Source organism: Polaribacter septentrionalilitoris, assembly GCF_009832745.1.
In the GTDB taxonomy this organism is placed as follows: domain Bacteria; phylum Bacteroidota; class Bacteroidia; order Flavobacteriales; family Flavobacteriaceae; genus Polaribacter; species Polaribacter septentrionalilitoris.
In genome coordinates, this window is sequence record NZ_VRMJ01000041.1 from 55,129 (window position 1) to 74,182 (window position 19,054).

General features: G+C 31.2%; 13 protein-coding genes. 10 read left to right on the forward strand and 3 right to left on the reverse strand.

Annotated elements, in window-relative coordinates:
- Window positions 1–8: 8 nt before the first annotated feature.
- Genes FP421_RS10475 through FP421_RS10485 form a run of 3 tightly spaced genes read left to right on the forward strand, consistent with a single transcriptional unit; the run spans window position 9 to window position 5,115 of the window.
- Complete coding sequence (locus FP421_RS10475; RefSeq protein WP_159950372.1) at window positions 9–1,904, forward strand: polysaccharide biosynthesis protein; 1,896 nt, start codon at window positions 9–11, stop codon at window positions 1,902–1,904.
- A 40-nt stretch (window positions 1,905–1,944) separates the two neighbouring features.
- Entirely contained in the window at window positions 1,945–2,730 is a 786-nt protein-coding gene (locus FP421_RS10480; RefSeq protein WP_159950374.1) for a polysaccharide biosynthesis/export family protein, read from the forward strand.
- Window positions 2,731–2,733: 3 nt separating this feature from the next.
- Window positions 2,734–5,115 carry a GumC family protein gene (locus tag FP421_RS10485; RefSeq protein WP_159950376.1) on the forward strand — a complete coding sequence of 794 codons (2,382 nt, stop codon included), beginning with the start codon at window positions 2,734–2,736 and terminating at the stop codon, window positions 5,113–5,115.
- Between the two features lie 30 nt (window positions 5,116–5,145).
- Here the strand turns inward: FP421_RS10485 and FP421_RS10490 are convergent, their stop codons facing one another.
- A complete protein-coding gene (locus FP421_RS10490) occupies window positions 5,146–5,883 on the reverse strand; it encodes a tyrosine-protein phosphatase (protein ID WP_159950378.1) in 738 nt (245 codons plus the stop codon).
- A gap of 562 nt (window positions 5,884–6,445) precedes the next feature.
- Between FP421_RS10490 and FP421_RS10495 the strand changes: the two genes are divergently transcribed.
- A complete protein-coding gene (locus FP421_RS10495; protein ID WP_159950380.1) occupies window positions 6,446–7,300 on the forward strand; it encodes an N-acetylglucosamine kinase in 855 nt (284 codons plus the stop codon).
- Window positions 7,301–7,530: 230 nt separating this feature from the next.
- On the opposite strand, the gene FP421_RS10500 is transcribed toward FP421_RS10495, so the two are convergent.
- Together FP421_RS10500 and gldJ are read right to left on the reverse strand one after the other, a co-directional pair.
- Window positions 7,531–8,787 (reverse strand): UDP-N-acetylmuramoyl-tripeptide--D-alanyl-D-alanine ligase, encoded by a 1,257-nt coding sequence (locus FP421_RS10500; RefSeq protein ID WP_159950382.1) that lies wholly within the window; start codon window positions 8,785–8,787, stop codon window positions 7,531–7,533.
- Window positions 8,788–8,856: 69 nt separating this feature from the next.
- Window positions 8,857–10,518: a gliding motility lipoprotein GldJ gene (gene gldJ, locus FP421_RS10505; RefSeq protein ID WP_159950384.1), complete on the reverse strand. Its 1,662-nt coding sequence runs from the start codon at window positions 10,516–10,518 to the stop codon at window positions 8,857–8,859.
- A 201-nt stretch (window positions 10,519–10,719) separates the two neighbouring features.
- On the opposite strand from gldJ, the gene porU reads away from it, so the two are divergent.
- From porU to guaA, 6 genes are all read left to right on the forward strand, one after another.
- Complete coding sequence (porU, locus tag FP421_RS10510) at window positions 10,720–14,118, forward strand: type IX secretion system sortase PorU (protein ID WP_159950386.1); 3,399 nt, start codon at window positions 10,720–10,722, stop codon at window positions 14,116–14,118.
- Window positions 14,119–14,154: 36 nt separating this feature from the next.
- Window positions 14,155–15,288 carry a type IX secretion system outer membrane channel protein PorV gene (gene porV, locus FP421_RS10515; RefSeq protein ID WP_159950388.1) on the forward strand — a complete coding sequence of 378 codons (1,134 nt, stop codon included), beginning with the start codon at window positions 14,155–14,157 and terminating at the stop codon, window positions 15,286–15,288.
- A gap of 78 nt (window positions 15,289–15,366) precedes the next feature.
- A complete protein-coding gene (cdd, locus tag FP421_RS10520) occupies window positions 15,367–15,849 on the forward strand; it encodes a cytidine deaminase (RefSeq protein ID WP_159950390.1) in 483 nt (160 codons plus the stop codon).
- Between the two features lie 6 nt (window positions 15,850–15,855).
- Window positions 15,856–16,233: a group III truncated hemoglobin gene (locus FP421_RS10525; protein WP_159950392.1), complete on the forward strand. Its 378-nt coding sequence runs from the start codon at window positions 15,856–15,858 to the stop codon at window positions 16,231–16,233.
- A 120-nt stretch (window positions 16,234–16,353) separates the two neighbouring features.
- Entirely contained in the window at window positions 16,354–17,418 is a 1,065-nt protein-coding gene (locus FP421_RS10530) for a 3-oxoacyl-ACP synthase III family protein (protein WP_159950394.1), read from the forward strand.
- A gap of 96 nt (window positions 17,419–17,514) precedes the next feature.
- Complete coding sequence (guaA, locus tag FP421_RS10535) at window positions 17,515–19,050, forward strand: glutamine-hydrolyzing GMP synthase (protein ID WP_159950396.1); 1,536 nt, start codon at window positions 17,515–17,517, stop codon at window positions 19,048–19,050.
- Window positions 19,051–19,054 lie beyond the last annotated feature (4 nt).

The following is a 19,054-nucleotide window of genomic DNA, read 5'->3' on the forward strand; positions in this document are numbered from 1 at the left end:
TTTGCATCATGATAAAAAGATTTTTTTTTAAAACATTAAATAAGTATGCCTCTAAATGGATTGTACTTTCTATAGATGTTTTGTTAGTCATATTATCTTTCTTCATTGCTTATTTTATTAGATTTAATATCAGTTTTGATTTTGATTTCTACAAACTATTACATCAGATTCCGTTTGTGATTGTTTTAGCTTTTACAAGCTTTATGTTTGTTGGGTCTTACAAAGGAATTATCAGACACACAGGAATTAGAGATGCGTTTAATGTGTTTGTTGGGAGTACTTTTTTAGGGCTTTTATTATCAATATTAGTAGCCTTTAACAGTGTTTTTGTTTTTTTTGAAGACTTAGCAATACCTAAATCTATTATAGCCATTAATTACTTGGTTACTACTTTTGTACTAATCTTAAGTAGATTTATTTTTAAAGCGTTCTATGAGTTGTTATCAACAGATATAGAAACGGTTCATAATGTGTTAATTTATGGAGCTGGAGACTCTGGGATCATCACTTTTAGTGCCTTAAATAGAGATACCAAAAATAGTTACGATGTTATTGGTTTTATAGATGACAATAAAAGTAAAGTGGGTAAAAAGATTGATAGAGTTAAGATTTTAAGTCCAGATGCAATTACCAAAGGGTTTATCCAAAAGAACGATGTAGATGAAGTAATTATTTCGATACAAAACATCAAGCCTAATCGACTATTATCCATTACCGATAAATTTATTGATTTAGATGTTGAAGTAAAAATAGTTCCTCCTCTAACCAAATGGATAGATGGAGACCTTCAAGCAAATCAAATACGACAAATTAAAATAGAAGATTTATTAGACAGAGCACCTATTATTATAGACAATCCAATAGTACAAAGAGAGGTAAATCATAAAGTGGTTCTAGTTTCGGGTGCAGCTGGCTCTATAGGAAGTGAAATTTCGAGACAACTTTGCAGTTATAATTGTAAGCTCATTGTTTTGATTGATCAGGCTGAGTCTCCTTTATATGATTTGCAACAAGAATTGATTCAGAAAGGAATCACAAATTTTGTAGCCATTGTTTCAGATGTTAGAGATCGATTTAAAATAGAACGAATTTTCAAAAAATACAAGCCACAGAGAGTGTTTCATGCTGCGGCCTATAAACATGTTCCGTTAATGGAAAAATCGCCTTATGAGGCGATTAAAGTCAATGTTTTAGGAACAAAGAATTTGGCAGATTTGTCCATAGGAAACAATATAGAGCGCTTTGTGATGGTTTCTACAGATAAAGCGGTAAACCCTACTAATGTGATGGGAGCTTCTAAAAGAATTGCCGAATTGTACATCAGCTGTGTAAGTAAGAAATCTAAAAACACCAAATTTACCACCACCAGATTTGGTAATGTGTTAGGTTCAAACGGATCTGTAATTCCGTTATTTAAAAGACAAATAGAAAATGGAGGACCATTAACGGTAACGCATGAAAAAATCACCCGATATTTTATGACGATTCCTGAAGCCTGTAGTTTGGTGCTAGAAGCAGGTACCATGGGAAAAGGAGGGGAGATTTACATCTTTGATATGGGGAAATCTGTCAAAATATTCGAAATAGCGAAAAGAATGATACATCTTTCAGGATTAAAATATCCAGAAGATATAGACATAAATATCACTGGATTAAGACCTGGAGAAAAATTGTTTGAAGAGTTATTGGCCAATGGAGAAAATACCACAAAAACCTACCATGAAAAAATCATGATAGCCAAGAATCAAGAAATAGCTGTTACTCATGTACAAGAAAAAATAAACCATTTGTCCATGAATTTTTCGAAACTAAACAATAGAGATTTGGTGAAGTTTATGAAAGAACTGGTGCCAGAGTATGTTTCGAATAACTCTGAGTTCGAAATTTTAGATAAAGTTAGTTAGATTTTATTTTTTATATTACTTTCGTTGCAAAATTATATTTATGAAATTTGCCAAAAAGAACAAGCTTTACTCTTTTATTTTAGTTTATTTATTAGTATTATTTTCTTCATGTGTTTCAAATAAGAAAATAGCATACTTTCAGATTGATGAAATTAAACAAGAAGATGTAAATAATAATTATAAAACAATTTTTAGACCAGATGATTTATTACAAATCACTGTTTCCTCAAAAGATTTAATGGCGGCAAGAATATTTAACTTACCTGCTGTAGCTTATTCAACAACAACAAACTCAGTTGTTGGTACACCACAACAGCAACCTTACTTAATTGATAATAACGGATATATTGATTTTCCTGTTCTTGGAAAGATACTTGCTGGAGGAAAAACTAGAGAAGAGTTAATTTCAATTATTAAGAGTAAAATTGCACCGGATTATCTCAAAGATCCAACAATAAATATAAGAATTGTTAATTTTAAGATTACTGTTTCTGGTGATGTAATGAGACCAGGAACATTTACTGTTAACAATGAAAGAATAACAATATTAGAAGCTTTAGGACTAGCAGGTGATTTAAATATTTCGGCAAGAAGAGATAATGTATTAGTGATTAGAGAGGAAAAAGGTATGAAAAATGAATATGTAGTAAATTTATTGTCAAAAAAGACACTTACTTCTCCTGTTTTTTATTTAAAGCAAAATGATTTAATTTATGTGCAGCATAATAAAGCTAAAATTCAAGATGCAGCTTATACAAGAAGTACAGGGCTGTTTATTTCACTAGCTTCAGTTTTAATCTCACTCTTAACTATTATAACAAGATAATTAATGAAATATAGCGAAGAAATTTCTGCCAATAAAAATATTGACTCTGTTAACATTAGAGAAGAATTAGAAAAGTTTTTACCATTTAAAAAATGGTTTGGATTAAGTATATTTATTTTTTTAACATTAGGTTTTCTTTATGCAAGGTACACAACACCTGAATATAATGCTACAGCATCAATAATGATTAAGGATAATGTAAATTCAGGAATATCAGCAGAACTTGCTGCATTTGAGGACCTTGGTATTATTGGAGGAGGATCTGCAAACAATACCGAAAATGAAATTGAAATAGTAAGATCAAGAAAAATAATTAGTAGAGTTATTGATTCTCTTAAATTAAGGATTAAGTACTTTACCAAAGGGACTATAAAAAAATCTGAAGTTTATACAAATTCACCTATTGAAATAGATTTTTTAAATAAAAAAATTAACTTTGAAAGAGATACCTCTTTTACAGTTTCAGTTTTAAAAACAGGTTTAATAAACATCTATAACGAAGATGGTGAACTCTTTTCAAAAGGATCTTTTAACGATCGATTCAATTCCGATTTTGGAGATTATAGAATTTATAAAACTAATTTTTTTGATGATACAATTGAAGAGGAATTTGAAGTATACATTCAATTAAAAAGAAAAGATTTATTAATAGATAAATATAGAAAATTAATAAAAGTATCCCCTATTAATAAAAACTCTAGTGTTTTGATTTTAAGTTTGAATGATCCTGTTAAGTCCAAGGCTGAAGATATATTGGATGAGCTAATTAGTCAATATAATTATGATGCGATTAAGGATAAAAATCAAGTTTCAGAGAAAACAATACAATTTATTGAGGAAAGGCTTAAAAATGTTGGGCAAGAATTAGCAACAGTGCAAGACGATGTTAGAAATTATAAAGATAAATTTGGTATAACCGGTTTATCAAGAGAAGGAGAACTTGCATTAGAAGAATTATCTCAAAATAATAAATCAATTATTGAGTTAGGAAGCCAAATTAAAATGATTGATTGGATTTTGAAAAAATTAAGCAAAACTAAAGACGAGTTTGAAACCCTTCCGCTAGGTATAGGAATTGCTGATTTGACAATCGTAAAATCTATTAACTATTACAATGAGTTAGTTCTTACATATAGTAAGTTATCTCTAAGTGCTGGTAGGCTTAATCCTCAAATACTTGAGCTAAGAACTCAAATTACAGATAAGAAGAAAAATTTAGAGTCTTCTTTAAATAATTTAAGGTACTCTCTAAATCTAAGGTTAAATAAGTTAGATAACGAATTATCGTTAATGAAGGATAAAGTTTCATCAATACCTTCTATTGAAAGGGGGATGATTGATATCGAGCGGCAAAAGCAAATAACATCAGGTCTTTATACATATCTTCTTAAGAAAAAAGAAGAAACATCAATTTCTTTAGCAGTTACAGTGCCTAATGCTAAAATTATTGACAGTGCTTATAGCCCATTAAAGCCAGTGTCTCCTAATAAGAAACTTATTTATATAGCTTCTTTTATTTTAGGTTTAGGGATACCTTTTGGAATCATTTACATAAAAAATTTATTAGACACAAAAATACATGGTAGAAAAGATATTGATGACTTAACTACTATTCCTTTTCTAGGGGATGTGCCTCATTCTGAAACAAAAGAAAAAGTTGTTATTACTAAGAGTTCAAGATCGAGTACTGCTGAAGCTTTTCGATTGATTAGAACCAATTTAGATTTTGTTTTACCAAACACCGAACAAGAAAATAAAAAAGGAAAAACAATTTTTGTCACCTCTACCACAAGTGGAGAAGGAAAATCTTTTATTTCCATCAACCTTTCCGCTGCTTTATCATTATCAGAAAAAAAAGTATTGTTGTTAGGGATGGATCTAAGAGCTCCAAAAGTAACTGAATACCTAGGTATCCCTGAACGAAAAGGGATTACCAATTATATTAAAAATCCAGAATTAAGCATAGAAGACATTATTTTCTCAATTCCCGAAATAAAAGGGTTAGACATTATTGCTTCTGGTGTAATTCCACCAAACCCTGCAGAACTGTTATTAACAGATCGGGTTAAAGAGATATTGGAAACCGTAAAAACTCAATACGACTATATTATCGTAGATACAGCACCTGTGAACCTAGTAACTGATACCATGTTAATTTCTAAATATGCAGATACCTTTATTTATGTTACCAGAGCTAATTATTTAGACAAGAGGATGCTTCAGGTACCACAGTCTTTATATAAAGAGAAGAAATTACCAAACATGTCTATTGTTTTAAATGATACCGATATGAAAAGAGGCTATGGCTATGGCTATGGCTATGGCTATGGTTACGGTTATGTAGAGCAAGAAAAAAAACCCTGGTATAAAAAGATATTTAGCTAAATAAAAAGAGGTCTAGTTATAGACCTCTTTTTATGCGTTAAATTCAAGATTGTTTTTGAGAAGATGCTGTATCTGCAAGATGTTCTTTTTTGTAGCAATAGTTTTTAGAAGATGTAGATGATTTTCATGGTGAGTATCTGAACCCACAAAATCGTATACATTTTCTTTAATCAATTTGTTTGCCACCTTTTGAACCGATTTCCCGTATTGTTCAGTCAGAGACAACAAGTTCAATTGAAAAAGACATCCTGCTTTTTTTAGTTTATAGAAATGATCAAAAGAATTGTGGTAAAAAACATACCGTTCTGGATGCGCTAAAACAGGTTTGTATCCCTTTAACTGAATTTCAAATAAAACATCAAATAAATTATAAGGAGCACTGAAATAAGACATTTCTACTAAAATTAAATTGTCTTGTAAAGTAAGAATATCGTCCTTTTCAAGAAGTTTAGAAAATTGCTCATCCATCATGTATTCTGCAGCAGCATGTATCGTTACATCATTAATTTGTCTAAACTCTAACTCCTTTTGAACCAAGTTTAACTTTTCTAAAATGGTTTCTGAAGTATTCGGATACACATCGCCTAAAACATGAGGGGTGGTAATGAAATTTTTAATCCCATACGCACGCATTTTTAAAATCAGCTCAATAGAATTGTCTAGGTCTTTTGCACCGTCATCAATACCAGGTAATAGGTGAGAGTGAATGTCGACAAATCCTTCAGGGAAAAAATCGGATAATGGAATTTCTTTTTTCTTAAAAAACATACTTGTGATAATTGAGACAAATTTACAATTTTCAAAGAGATATTTTTTTAAAAATAAAAGTTACTTTAAACTTGGTTTTTTAGCGTCATAAATATAGAAAGTAGATTTTATATCCTACTAGTCCTTTGGTCAAGAGATTTCTCTGTTTCGCTTTGCTGTAATCTAAATGACAAACTTAGTGTCATTTCGCTTTTCACAATATATATTAGAACAGACTGTCATCTCGACTGTAATGGAGAGATCTCTATGATATAGAATGTCATTTATTTATCAAGAGATTTCTCGACTTCACTCTGTTTCGCTCGAAATGACACGATTCAGAATTTGAAGTGAATTTAAAACAGGTGAAATGAATCCCATAAATTTTTAGTAAATAGAAGTATAGTTGTATTACTGAAAAGTTTGAAAAGAACCGAATTAGAATTTAAAGGAAGGGAAAAAAGACAATTTATCAGATTTGTTATAAAAAGTAATTATTTTTTTGAGCGAAAACGATTGAAGATTTATTTGCTATTGTGTATGAATTTAAGTTATAATATCTTTGAGTAAAATACTATAAATTATGATACTAATTGCAGACGGAGGTTCAACAAAAGCTGATTGGATTGCCATAGATAACGCTACAAAAGAAGAGGTTTTTAGAACAAGAACTCTAGGTCTAAATCCTGCAATTGTTCCAGAAGAGGAATTGAATAACAGAATCATTAATATGTTTCAGCTAATTAATGTGAAAGAGGATGTAGAAGAAATTCATTTTTATGGGGCAGGATGTGGAACACCAAAACCAGTAGCCATTTTAAAAACGGTACTAGAATCAATTTTTGTAAATGCAAAAGTCTATATTGCTGAAGATATGTTAGCAGCAGTTTATGCTGCTTCCGGTAATAAACCGGCCATAGTTTGTATTTTAGGAACTGGATCTAATAGTTGTTATTATGATGGTGAGAATATGGAAATGTTAGTGGCTTCATTAGGTTACATTTTGATGGATGAAGCGAGTGGGAATTACTTTGGTAAGAAATTAATCATTGATTATTATTACCAGAAAATGCCTAGTGCAATTGCAGAAAAATTTAACGAAGAGTTTGATTTAGATGCAGATTATATCAAGAAAAACTTATATAGAGAACCAAATCCTAATATGTATTTAGCCTCTTTTGCAAAGTTTATGTTTGATTTTAAAGAAGAGAAATACATCAAAAAAATTATTAAAAAAGGATTTCAAGAATTTTTTAAATACAGAGTGTTGCCTTACAATAAAACATCAGAAACACCTATTTATTTCATCGGTTCTATTGCGCATTATTTTCGAGATATTTTAGAAAATATTGCTGAAAATAACAATTTAAAAATTACAGATGTTATTCAAAGACCAATAGACAATCTTTTAGAGTATCATAAAAAAAATATTAATTAATGTAACTTGGGTTATCAACCTCGTGTAATTTGGAAATAGTTTTATATTTAAACTTGTCCCTGTAAAATATATCGGAGCAGATTGTCATCGCGAGGGCAATGGAGAGATTTCTATGATCGAGTATGTATAGAGAGATTTCTCGGCTTCATTTCATTTCGCTCGAAATGATAATAAGTTTTTCTTTGATTAAATACGTCTATTTACACTAAAAAAATTTGTGTAACCTCAGGTTAGTTGAGAACATCTAAAGTTCTTTCTAAACGCATTCCTCTTGAGCCTTTAATTAAAATAGATTGATGTTTAAGAGGATTTTGTTTTAAGAAATCTTCAAAGTCATTGTAATTTTTAAAAAAGTTTTTAGAAGTATTAACTTTATAAAAATGCTCTCCAACAAAGTAGGTGTTTTCAAAATTACAATCATTAACAAATGCAACAATTGCTTGGTGTTCTTTATCACTATCATCACCTAACTCAAACATATCACCTAATATTATTGTTTTTGAAGATGCCGATATCGAATTAAAATTCTCTAAAGCAGCAAGCATTGACGTTGGATTTGCATTATAAGCATCTAAGATGATTTTATTAGACACTTTTTCTATAATTTGAGATCGGTTATTGTTAGAAACATAACCTTCAATTGCTGTTTTGATGTCATGAGTGGAAACATTAAAATAATTTCCAATGGTACATGCAATAGCAATATTGTTAAAATTATATCGACCAACTAAATTACTTTGAATTATTTCCGATTGATAAGATAATTTCACATAAGGATTTATAGATAAAAACTCAATACTATGCTCAAATGGTATGGTTGTAATTGCTTTGGTTTTTTCAACTTGAATTGCATCCTTAGGGTTTATAAAAGCAATTTTAGCATTCTTTTCAAGAAAAGTATACAATTCACTTTTACCTTTAATAACCCCTTTTACACCTCCAAATCCCTCTAAATGAGCTTTACCAAAGTTGGTGATATATCCAAAGTCAGGTTCGCAAATGGAAGCTAAAAACTCAATTTCTTTTTGATGATTTGCGCCCATTTCTATAATTCCGATTTCTGTTTCAGGTTTTATAGAAAGTAACGAAAGCGGTACTCCTATGTGATTGTTTAAATTGCCTTTAGTTGCAGTGGTTTTGTACTTTTTACTTAATACTGTATTGATGAGTTCTTTTGTAGTGGTTTTTCCATTACTTCCTGTAAGTCCAATAATTGTTGTGCCTAGTTTTCGTCTATGATAATTGGCTAATTTTTGTAGAGTAGTTAAAACATCATCAACAAGAATTATATTGGAGTTCGTTTGATATTTTATTTCATCCACAACTGCATAAGTAGCTCCTAATGCAAGAGCTTTTTCTGCAAACTTATTTCCATTAAAGTGCTCTCCCTTTAAAGCAAAGAAAAGGCTGTTTTTTCGAATATTTCTAGTATCTGTATCTACAAGATAACTTTTGACATAGAGTTGATATAAGTTTTCTAAATTCATAGTTTAAAAATAAAAAAAACCTCATTGCAAATGTGCAATGAGGTTTACTTTTTTTAATTATTGTAAGAATTAATTTCTAGCAGTTCTCTTTCTTCCACTTGTCATTGCGCCTAATTTGCTAGTCACACATCTAAAACCAATATAGTTTGTAGCCATGTATTCAGGTAAATACCTTCTTTGAGCAGGATCTAACCAATACTCTCTATCTGACCATGCACCACCTTTGTATACTCTCGTTCTATCACTTATAAGTGTAGTTCTTTTTTTAGTATCATTTACTAGTACCTCTTTACCTGTAACTGGATCTAAAACTTTTGAAGGTGTTCTAGGTGAGTTGTACATAATTGGTTTAGAAGCAAACTCGTCTTCGTCATCTTGGTAAAAACGAGAAGAATTTAAATCACCATCTCCAATAGATCTATTATCTGAAGCAGTAAAGTTTCTTCTTAGCGTTACGTCATCTTTTGTAATTGGAATGTATTTGATACTACCTGGTAGTTGTTTAGGTACAATCTTTCCATTGGGTAAAGTGTCATATTCAACTTTAGCACTTTCAGAGCCAGCAATTACAACATTACCATTTTTATCAATCATTTTTTTGGTAAATACATTTCCTCTAAAATAGTTAAAGTCATTAGCTTTATTGTCTATGATAGGTCTGTAGACATCTGCAACCCATTCTGCAACGTTACCAGACATGTCATATAATCCAAATGCATTTGGTGGATAGGATTTTACTCGGATAGGAATATCAGAACCATCAGAACTCCAACCTGGTAAACCGCTGTAATTTCCTTTACCTTGTTTAAAGTTTGCTAATTGATCTCCTCTAAATCTTTTTTGTGTTTCTCTAGTGTATTTTCCATTCCAAGCGTATTTTTTTCTACCACGTACGTTGTTGTACTCTCTGTTTTCTATGTTTGCCTTTGCTGCAAACTCCCATTCTGCCTCAGTTGGTAATCTAAATTTTTGAGTTAACACACCATCAGCTCTTGTAATTTTTCTTCCTTGAAAAGAACCTTTTTCTCCTCTAAGCGTTCCTCTTGTTCTTATGCCTCTTTGATAAATAGTAGTATCACCTTCAAAAAGTTGATCAGAATCCGCTAAAAATACTTCCGTATCAAAAAAGTTTCTGATAGAGTCGTTTTCAAAAATATTTTTAATATATCCTTTGTCTATTAACTTTTTTAGATTTACAGCATCTGTTCGCCATTTACAATACTGGTTGGCCTGTATCCAACTAACTCCAACTACAGGGTAGTTTCCATATGCTGGATGACGCAAGTAATTTTCTGATAAAATATCTGTGTTTCCTAAACTTTTTCTCCACACTAATGTGTCAGGTAAAACTGAACTGTAAACGTGTTTGTATTTTTCTTCAGAAGGAGGAAAGACATCCTTAATATATTGTAAATACAAGAAATATTCAGAGTTGGTAACCTCAGTTTCATCCATAAAGAACGAACGAACGTGTAGTTTTTTTGGAGTTGTATTCCAATCAAACATCACATCGTCTTGTACTTGTCCCATGGTAAATGTTCCTCCTTCAATAGCAACCATTCCTGGTGGAATCTCCTGACCAGCAAACTCATCACCTTTTGTAAAAGAACCATATTTAGGATTGTTGAAAGGTAATCCTGTAAGACTAGATTTTCCTGCTGTTGATCTACTACAACTGTGTAAAATAACGGTTGATAGAACAACTAAAGATAATTTTAATACGTTTTTCATTTTCTATATTGAAAATTGTTAAGGGTTTTATTATAGCGATGCAATTTACAATAAATATACATTCATACAAGTAAATTACTAATTTTAACGCCTCATTTTTCTGTTTGTTTTTTATTTAACGAAATGAAATTAAATTTAGTATAATTAATAGTAATTAGTCCTAAAATATATATAAAATATTTGCGTTATTTGAATAATATTATGAAAAGACTTTTTTTAATTCTTTTTTTTGGATTTTTTCTTCAAGTTACTTTTTCGCAAGTGACTAATTCTGTGTTATCTACAGGAGATTGGTTTAAGTTTTCAGTAGATACAACAGGTGTTTTTAAAATTGATAGAAACTTGCTGCAGCAAATAGGTATTTCTACAAATGGGCTAGATCCAAGAAAAATACAGATTTATGGAAATGGAGGGAATTTACTACCCGAGTTAAATGCTGATTTTAGATATGAAGATTTACAAGAAAATGCAATCTACATAGAAGGAGAAAGTGATGGTGCTTTCGATAATTCAGATTACATTCTTTTTTATGCAAAAGGGCCACACGATTGGGTAGTGAATACAACTAATACAAGCAATACAAGGCATAGACAAAATATTTTTTCTGATGAAGCTTACTATTTTATAACTGTTGCTGATAACGACGGAAAAAGAGTTCAGGCAAAAGCACCATTATCTTCAAACGCCTCATTGCAGATTACAAATTATGACGATTATACTTTTCTTGAAAAAGAAGAGAGAAGTATTCTAGCAGCAGGAACACAGTGGTTTTTTAATCAAGATTTCAATATTGAAAATACACAAAATTTTGGCATTAAATTCCCAAATGCTGTTGCTAACGAAGATTTGAGTATTAGAATTAGAGGCGTTTCTACTTCTGTACAATCTTCATCTATGACAGTGAAAGTGAACAATCAAGATTTGTATACCCTCAATTATTCACAAGTAACTCCAGGTTCTTTAACAAAAGCTACAACAGCAGAAAGGGTTGCCACGATTAATAATTCGAATAACTTCTTAGATATTAGTATTACTTATGATAATGGTGGAAATCCGTCAGCAAATGCTTTTTTAGATTATATAGAAGTTGTGGGAAAAAAGCAATTGATAGCAGATGGTTCTCAGTTTTCTTTTCGAAGTTTTGATCAAGTAAATACATCAGGAGTTGTAGAATTTCAAATTCAAAATAACACAAATATTTTTCAGGTTTGGGATGTCACAAATACTATAGCACCTCAAAATATAGACAATGAAGATGCAGGTAATAACTTTAGTTTTAAAGATAATGCAGGTGCTTTAAAAGAGTATATTGTATTGAGTCAAAATGATTTTTATACTCCTAAATCTATTCCAAATGGTAAAGTTGCCAATCAAAATTTACATAGTTTACAAGACATCAATTATTTAATTATTACCGATAAAGAGTTGTCCTCTGAAGCGCAAAGACTGGCAGATTATCATCAAGAAAATTCAAACCTTAGCACTAAGGTTGTTGTTTTAAATGAGATTTACAATGAGTTTTCATCGGGTTCTAAGGATATTACAGGGATTAGAGATTTTTTAAAACATATATACAGTACAAACTCATCCGAAGAAAAAAAACTAAAATATGTATGTTTTTTTGGAGATGCTTCTTATGATTATAAAGATAGGATTGCAGGAAACAATAATATAGTCCCTGTAAAACTATCTACAAATAGTTTTAACTTGGCATTTTCTTATGTTACAGATGATTATTTTGTAATGTTAGATGATAATGAAGGAACAATGTTAAATACACATACAATAGATGTTGCTTCAAGTAGAATTCCTGTATCTACAATTTCTCAAGCCAAAGATGTAGTTGATAAAATTTTAAGTTATTATTCTAGAAAGACGATTGGAGATTGGCGTAACACAATCACTTTATTAGCAGATGATATTGATGCAACTTCTGATATACAAATTCAAAGTGGAGTAGAATCCATTGCAGACGAAATTACATCCACAAAACGTGTTTTTAATATCAATAAGATTTATTCAGATTCTTATGTACAAGAAACTTCATCAGGAGGTGAGCGTTATCCACTTGTAAATGCCGCCATAACCAATGCTATTGAGAAAGGAACTCTATTATTAGATTATTTTGGACATGGAGGAGAAGATGGTTTTGCTTCTGAAAGGATTTTAGAAAAACCGCAAATTCAGCGTTTTAATAATCCTAATACGTTACCTCTTTTAATCACGGTAACTTGTGATTTTTCTAGGTTCGACAACCCAAATAGAGTCACAGCAGGTGAACTAACTTTTTGGAACAGTCAAGGTGGTGCTGTAAATATGATAACAACTACAAGAGAAGTCTTTATTAGTACAGGGCAATCGTTTAATCAACAGCTTATTAGAGTGTTACTAGAGTTTAATGGTGAAGATTTATCTATAGCAGAATCATTAGTAAAAGCAAAGAATAACTCGTCTACAATTCAAAAGTTTTTTATCTATAATTTTGGAGACCCAGCTATGAAATTAGCCATTCCTGAAGCAAATGTAAGAATAACCAAAATGAATGGTAAAGATATTTCTCAACCTTTAGATACTTTAAAAGCATTGTCCAAAATATCTTTTGAAGGTGAAATTGTAGACAGTGCTAACAATTTGATTAACGATTTTAATGGTGAACTATCTACCACAATTTTTGATAAACCCATAGATAAAGTTACCTTAGATAATGATGGTTTTGGCGTAAACATGACTTTTGATACTCAAGATAGTAAACTGTTCAAAGGTAAATCTACTGTAGAAAACGGAATTTTTAAATTTGATTTTATTGTACCCAAAGACATAAAAATAGCCTTTGGTAAAGGAAAATTAAGTTTCTATGCACAAAACGGAAAAGAAGATAAGGCAGGTTTTAATTTAGATGTAGTTGTAGGCGGAATAGATTCAAATGCGCCAAACGATACTGTTGGCCCTGAGATACAACTTTTTATGAATGATGAATCATTTATTGATGGAGGAAACACAAATGCGTCTCCGAACTTAATTGCGGTTTTATCAGATTCTAGCGGAATCAATACTTCCATTACAGCTGTAGATCATGATATTGTTGGTATTCTTGATGGTGACACCACAAACCCAATTATATTAAACGATTTTTATGAAACCGAATTAAACGATTTTACCAAAGGTAAAGTTACTTACAGATTACGAGATTTAGAAGTTGGCCCACATACCTTAAAAATAAAAGCTTGGGATACTTACAATAATTCATCAGAGACAACGTTAAATTTCGTGGTTGTTAGTGATGAAATATTGAATTTAGAAAATGTTTTAAATTACCCAAATCCTTTTGTAAATTACACAGAATTTTGGTTCAATCATAACAAGCCTAATGAACCTCTAGAAGTACAAGTTCAAATTTTTACAGTTTCTGGTAAGTTGGTGAAAACGATAAACCAAGTGGTTCAAACCACAGGGAATTTGGCAAGAAGTATTAACTGGAATGGTTTAGACGATTTTGGTAACAAAATAGGAAAAGGAGTATATGTTTATAAATTAAAAGTGAAATCAACAGCAAGCAATTTAGTGGCAGAGAAGTACGAAAAATTAGTAATACTTCAATAAAAATTAGATATTTGCGAAATAAATACAGTTAAACAAATGAAGAAAATATTTTTATGTAGCTTACTTTGTGTGTTAGGAGTTTTTAAATTTACAGCTCAAACCAATACACAAGTAACTGGTGGAATTACAACAGCAACACCTTTTTTATTAATTGTGCCAGATGCAAGAGCAGGAGGTATGGGAGATATGGGGGTTGCCACATCTGCAGATGGATTTTCACTTTTCCACAATCCAGCAAAAATGACATTTAGTAACCGTCAAGTAAAAGCAGGTTTAACATATTCGCCTTGGTTACGTAATTTAACAGATGATATTTTTATAGGAAGTGCATCTTACATGAATAGGTTTAGCGAAAATGCTGCTTGGGGAGCAGATTTTAAATATTTTTCTTTAGGTCAAATTGATTTAACAGATAATGGAGGGAACCCAAATGGTACAATAAATCCGAATGAATTTGTAGTTTCTGGTGCGTATGCGTTAAAATTGAGTGAAACATTTTCTATGGGAGTTGGTTTAAAATACATCCGCTCTAATTTAGCATTTAATGGTACAGCAGGTAACGTGTTACAACCTATTAATTCTTTTGCAGTAGATGTTTCTGGATATTACCAATCTTTTGAAGAAAACTACGGAAACTTTAATGGTAGATACAGAATAGGTTTTAACATTACCAATATTGGTCCAAAAGTTTCGTACACACCAGGAGAAGAAGACTTTATTCCAACCAATTTAAAATTAGGGGGTGGTTTCGATTTTATTTTAGACGATTACAATACTATTGCCACAACAGTTGAGTTTACAAAATTATTAGTGCCAACTCCAGATCCAAATGATCCAAATGCGAATGATGATACAGGATGGGTTTCTGGGATGTTTAGTTCTTTTGGAGATGCTCCAGGAGGATTTAGCGAAGAATTAAGCGAAATTACTTATGCATTAGGTGCAGAGTATTTATACAATCAAGCATTTGCGTTAAGAGCAGGATATTTTCATGAAAGTCAAGACAAAGGAAATAGACAGTATTTTACCTTAGGTGGTGGTTTTAAAACCAATGCTTTAAATATTGATTTATCTTATTTAATCAACTCATCAGACGTAAATAATCCATTAGAGAACTCATTACGTTTTTCTTTATCATTTGATTTGGGTGAAATTTTTGATGATTATTAGAAGTTAAAATTTTTTTAGTAAATTTATAAAACATAAAGCAGTCCAACAAGACTGCTTTTTTTGACCAATATATTTTTTATGAGAAAAATTGAAATTTCAACTTCAGTTACAGTTTTTTCAAATGTATCAGAATTACCAGTAGATGATAAAATACTGATGGGTAAAGCAGTCGACGCAAGAAAAAATGCTTATGCACCTTATTCTAAATTTAATGTTGGCGCAGCATTGCTGCTAGATAATGGTGAAATAGTTTTAGGAAGCAATCAAGAGAATGCAGCTTACCCATCTGGTATGTGTGCAGAAAGAGTGGCTATCTGGAAAGCGGGTTCAACGTTTCCTGGAGTAAAAATTAAAAAACTAGCCATTACAGCGAGTTCAACGATTGCAAAAGTTGATAAACCTGTAGGACCATGTGGTGCTTGTAGGCAAACATTGTCTGAGTTTGAAATCAATCAAAAATCTCCATTTGATGTAATTTTTATGGGAGAAGTTGGTGAGGTTGTTAAAACAGCATCACTTTTATCACTTTTGCCTTTTTCATTTGATAGTTCATATTTATAGATGAAAATGGATATTTCTACTCGTAAAGACATCAAATTGATCATCACTTTATTTTATGATAAATTACTATCAGACAAAATAATGCTTCCATTTTTTGAGGAGATTATTGCTCAGAATCATTTAGAAGCGCACTTAGAAATTATTACAGATTTTTGGAATGATATCCTCTTTGATACCAACACGTATTCTAATAATGTAATGCAAAAACATTTGGATAAAAATAGTTTTCTTGCTTTTAAGAAAGAACATTTTACCATTTGGGTATCGTATTTGTTTGACACAATTGATGCCAATTTCGAAGGAGAAAAAGCATCAAACATGAAAAACAGAGCAATGTCAATCTCAACAGTCATGCAACTTAAGATGAATATTTATAAATCTTAGAATCAATTTTTTTTATATGATATTATTTTTTACCCTGACTTGGATTTCATATTATTATGCATGCATAGTAAATGGAATTGGTTCAATTTTATTAAATTAGAGGAATAATATATTTTACACATGATCTATTCTAAAATATCTGGTACAGGAGCTTTTATTCCATCCATAAAAAAAGAAAATCAAGATTTTTTGAATGAAGATTTTCTTAATGATGACGGAACACCTTTTTCTTCAGAAAATGATGTAATTATAGAAAAGTTTAAAGGAATCACTGGTATTGAAGAGAGAAGGTATGCAAAACCAGAGCATACTTCTTCTGATTTGGCTTACTTTGCTGCTCAAAAAGCAATTGAAAACGCCCAAATTAATCCAGAGGAACTAGATTACATTATTTTGGCGCATAACTTTGGAGATGTTAGAACAGGTTCTATTCAAAGTGATATTTTACCAAGTTTAGCAACAAGAGTCAAACATCGTTTAAAAATTGAAAATCCTAATTGTGTAGCTTACGATATCTTATTTGGTTGCCCAGGTTGGATAGAAGGAGTAATTCAAGCTCAAGCTTTTATAAAAGCAGGCATTGCCAAAAAATGCTTGGTTATTGGTGCAGAAACCTTGTCTAGAGTGGTAGACAAACACGATAGAGATTCTATGATTTATAGTGATGGTGCAGGAGCTTGTATTGTAGAAGCTACATCAGAAAAAGATACAGGAATTTTAAGTCATGCTTCTCAAACTTGGACCAAAGAAGAGGCGTATTTTTTATTTTATGGGAAGTCATTTGATACTTCAAAAAAGAACGATACTCGTTACATAAAAATGTACGGAAGAAAAATCTATGAGTTTGCCATTACAAATGTGCCAAAAGCAATGAAAACTGCTCTAGATAAAAGTGGGGTTGCTATTGACGAGGTAAAAAAAATATTTATTCATCAGGCCAATGAAAAAATGGATGAAGCCATTATTAAACGTTTTTATAGGTTGTATAAAAAACCGGTTCCTGAGGGCATTATGCCCATGAGTATATATAAATTAGGAAATAGTTCTGTAGCAACTGTACCAACATTATTAGACTTAGTGTTAAAAGAAAAAATTGAAAATCAAGAAGTGCATAAAGGCGAGGTAATACTACTAGCTTCTGTTGGAGCAGGGATGAACATTAATGCTATTGTTTATAGATATTAATTTTACGAATTCTATATTGTTCTAGACGAATTCTAAATCGTTAAAAAAATCTAACATCTACTATCGTAAATCTAATTCAAAATATTATTTTTGCGCATGCAACAACACAACGTACTTATTTTAGATTTCGGATCGCAATACACACAACTTATTGCGAGAAGAGTAAGAGAATTAAACATTTACTGTGAAATTCATCCATACAATCATCCTCCTAAAAATCAATCAGAATTTAAAGCTGTAATCTTATCAGGAAGCCCAAATTCTGTAAGAGGAGAAAACGTTCTACACCCAGATTTATCAGAAATTAGAGGTAAAAAACCAGTTTTAGCGGTTTGTTATGGTGCTCAATATTTGGCACATTTTTCTGGCGGACAAGTAGCACCATCTAACACTAGAGAATATGGTAGAGCTAATTTATCATACATTAAAAGTGATGAAATTTTCTTTGAAAATATTTCTGAAGGAAGTCAAGTTTGGATGAGTCATTCAGATACTATTAAAGAATTACCTACTAATGGAGAGCTTTTAGCAAGCACAAAAGATGTGCAAAATGCAGCATATAAAATCAAAGATGAAGAAACTTTTGCCATTCAATTTCACCCAGAAGTCTATCACTCTAAAGATGGAAAACAATTATTAGAAAACTTTCTGGTAAAAATTGCAGGTGTTGCACAAACTTGGACACCAGATTCTTTTGTAGAAAGTACAGTGGCTTCAATTCAAGAAATTGTAGGAAATGACAAAGTTGTTTTAGGGCTTTCAGGAGGTGTAGATTCTACAGTTGCTGCAGTTTTATTAAACAAAGCAATAGGCAAAAACTTGTATTGTATTTTTGTAAATAATGGACTTTTACGAAAAAATGAGTTCGAAAATGTACTTGCGCAATACGAAGGCATGGGATTAAACGTTAAAGGTGTAGATGCATCTGACCGTTTTTTAGAAGCATTAAAAGGAGTAACAGAACCAGAAAAGAAAAGAAAAGCAATCGGTAATGCATTTATTGAGGTTTTTGATGATGAAGCTCATAAAATTACTGATGTAACTTGGTTAGCGCAAGGAACTATTTATCCTGATGTTATTGAGTCTGTTTCTGTAAACGGTGGTCCATCAGCAACGATTAAAAGTCATCATAATGTGGGAGGTTTACCAGATTTTATGAAACTAAAAATTGTTGAACCTTTAAAAATGATTTTTAAAGATGAGGTTAGAAGAGTAGGAGCTTCTATGGGAATTGATCCAGAACTGTTAGGACGTCATCCATTTCCGGGACCTGGATTAGGAATTCGTATATTAGGAGATGTTACCGCAGAGAAAGTTCGTATTCTTCAAGAGGTAGATGCTGTTTTTATTAACGGATTAAAAGAAGAAGGTTTGTATGATGATGTTTGGCAAGCAGGAGCAATGTTATTGCCAGTAGATTCTGTTGGTGTAATGGGTGATGAAAGAACCTATGAAAAAGTAGTTGCTTTAAGAGCGGTAGAAAGTACAGATGGTATGACTGCAGATTGGGTAAATTTACCTTATGAGTTTTTGCAGAAAACCTCTAATAATATCATAAATAATGTAAAAGGTGTAAATAGAGTAGTGTATGATATTAGCTCTAAACCACCTGCAACAATAGAATGGGAATAGAATA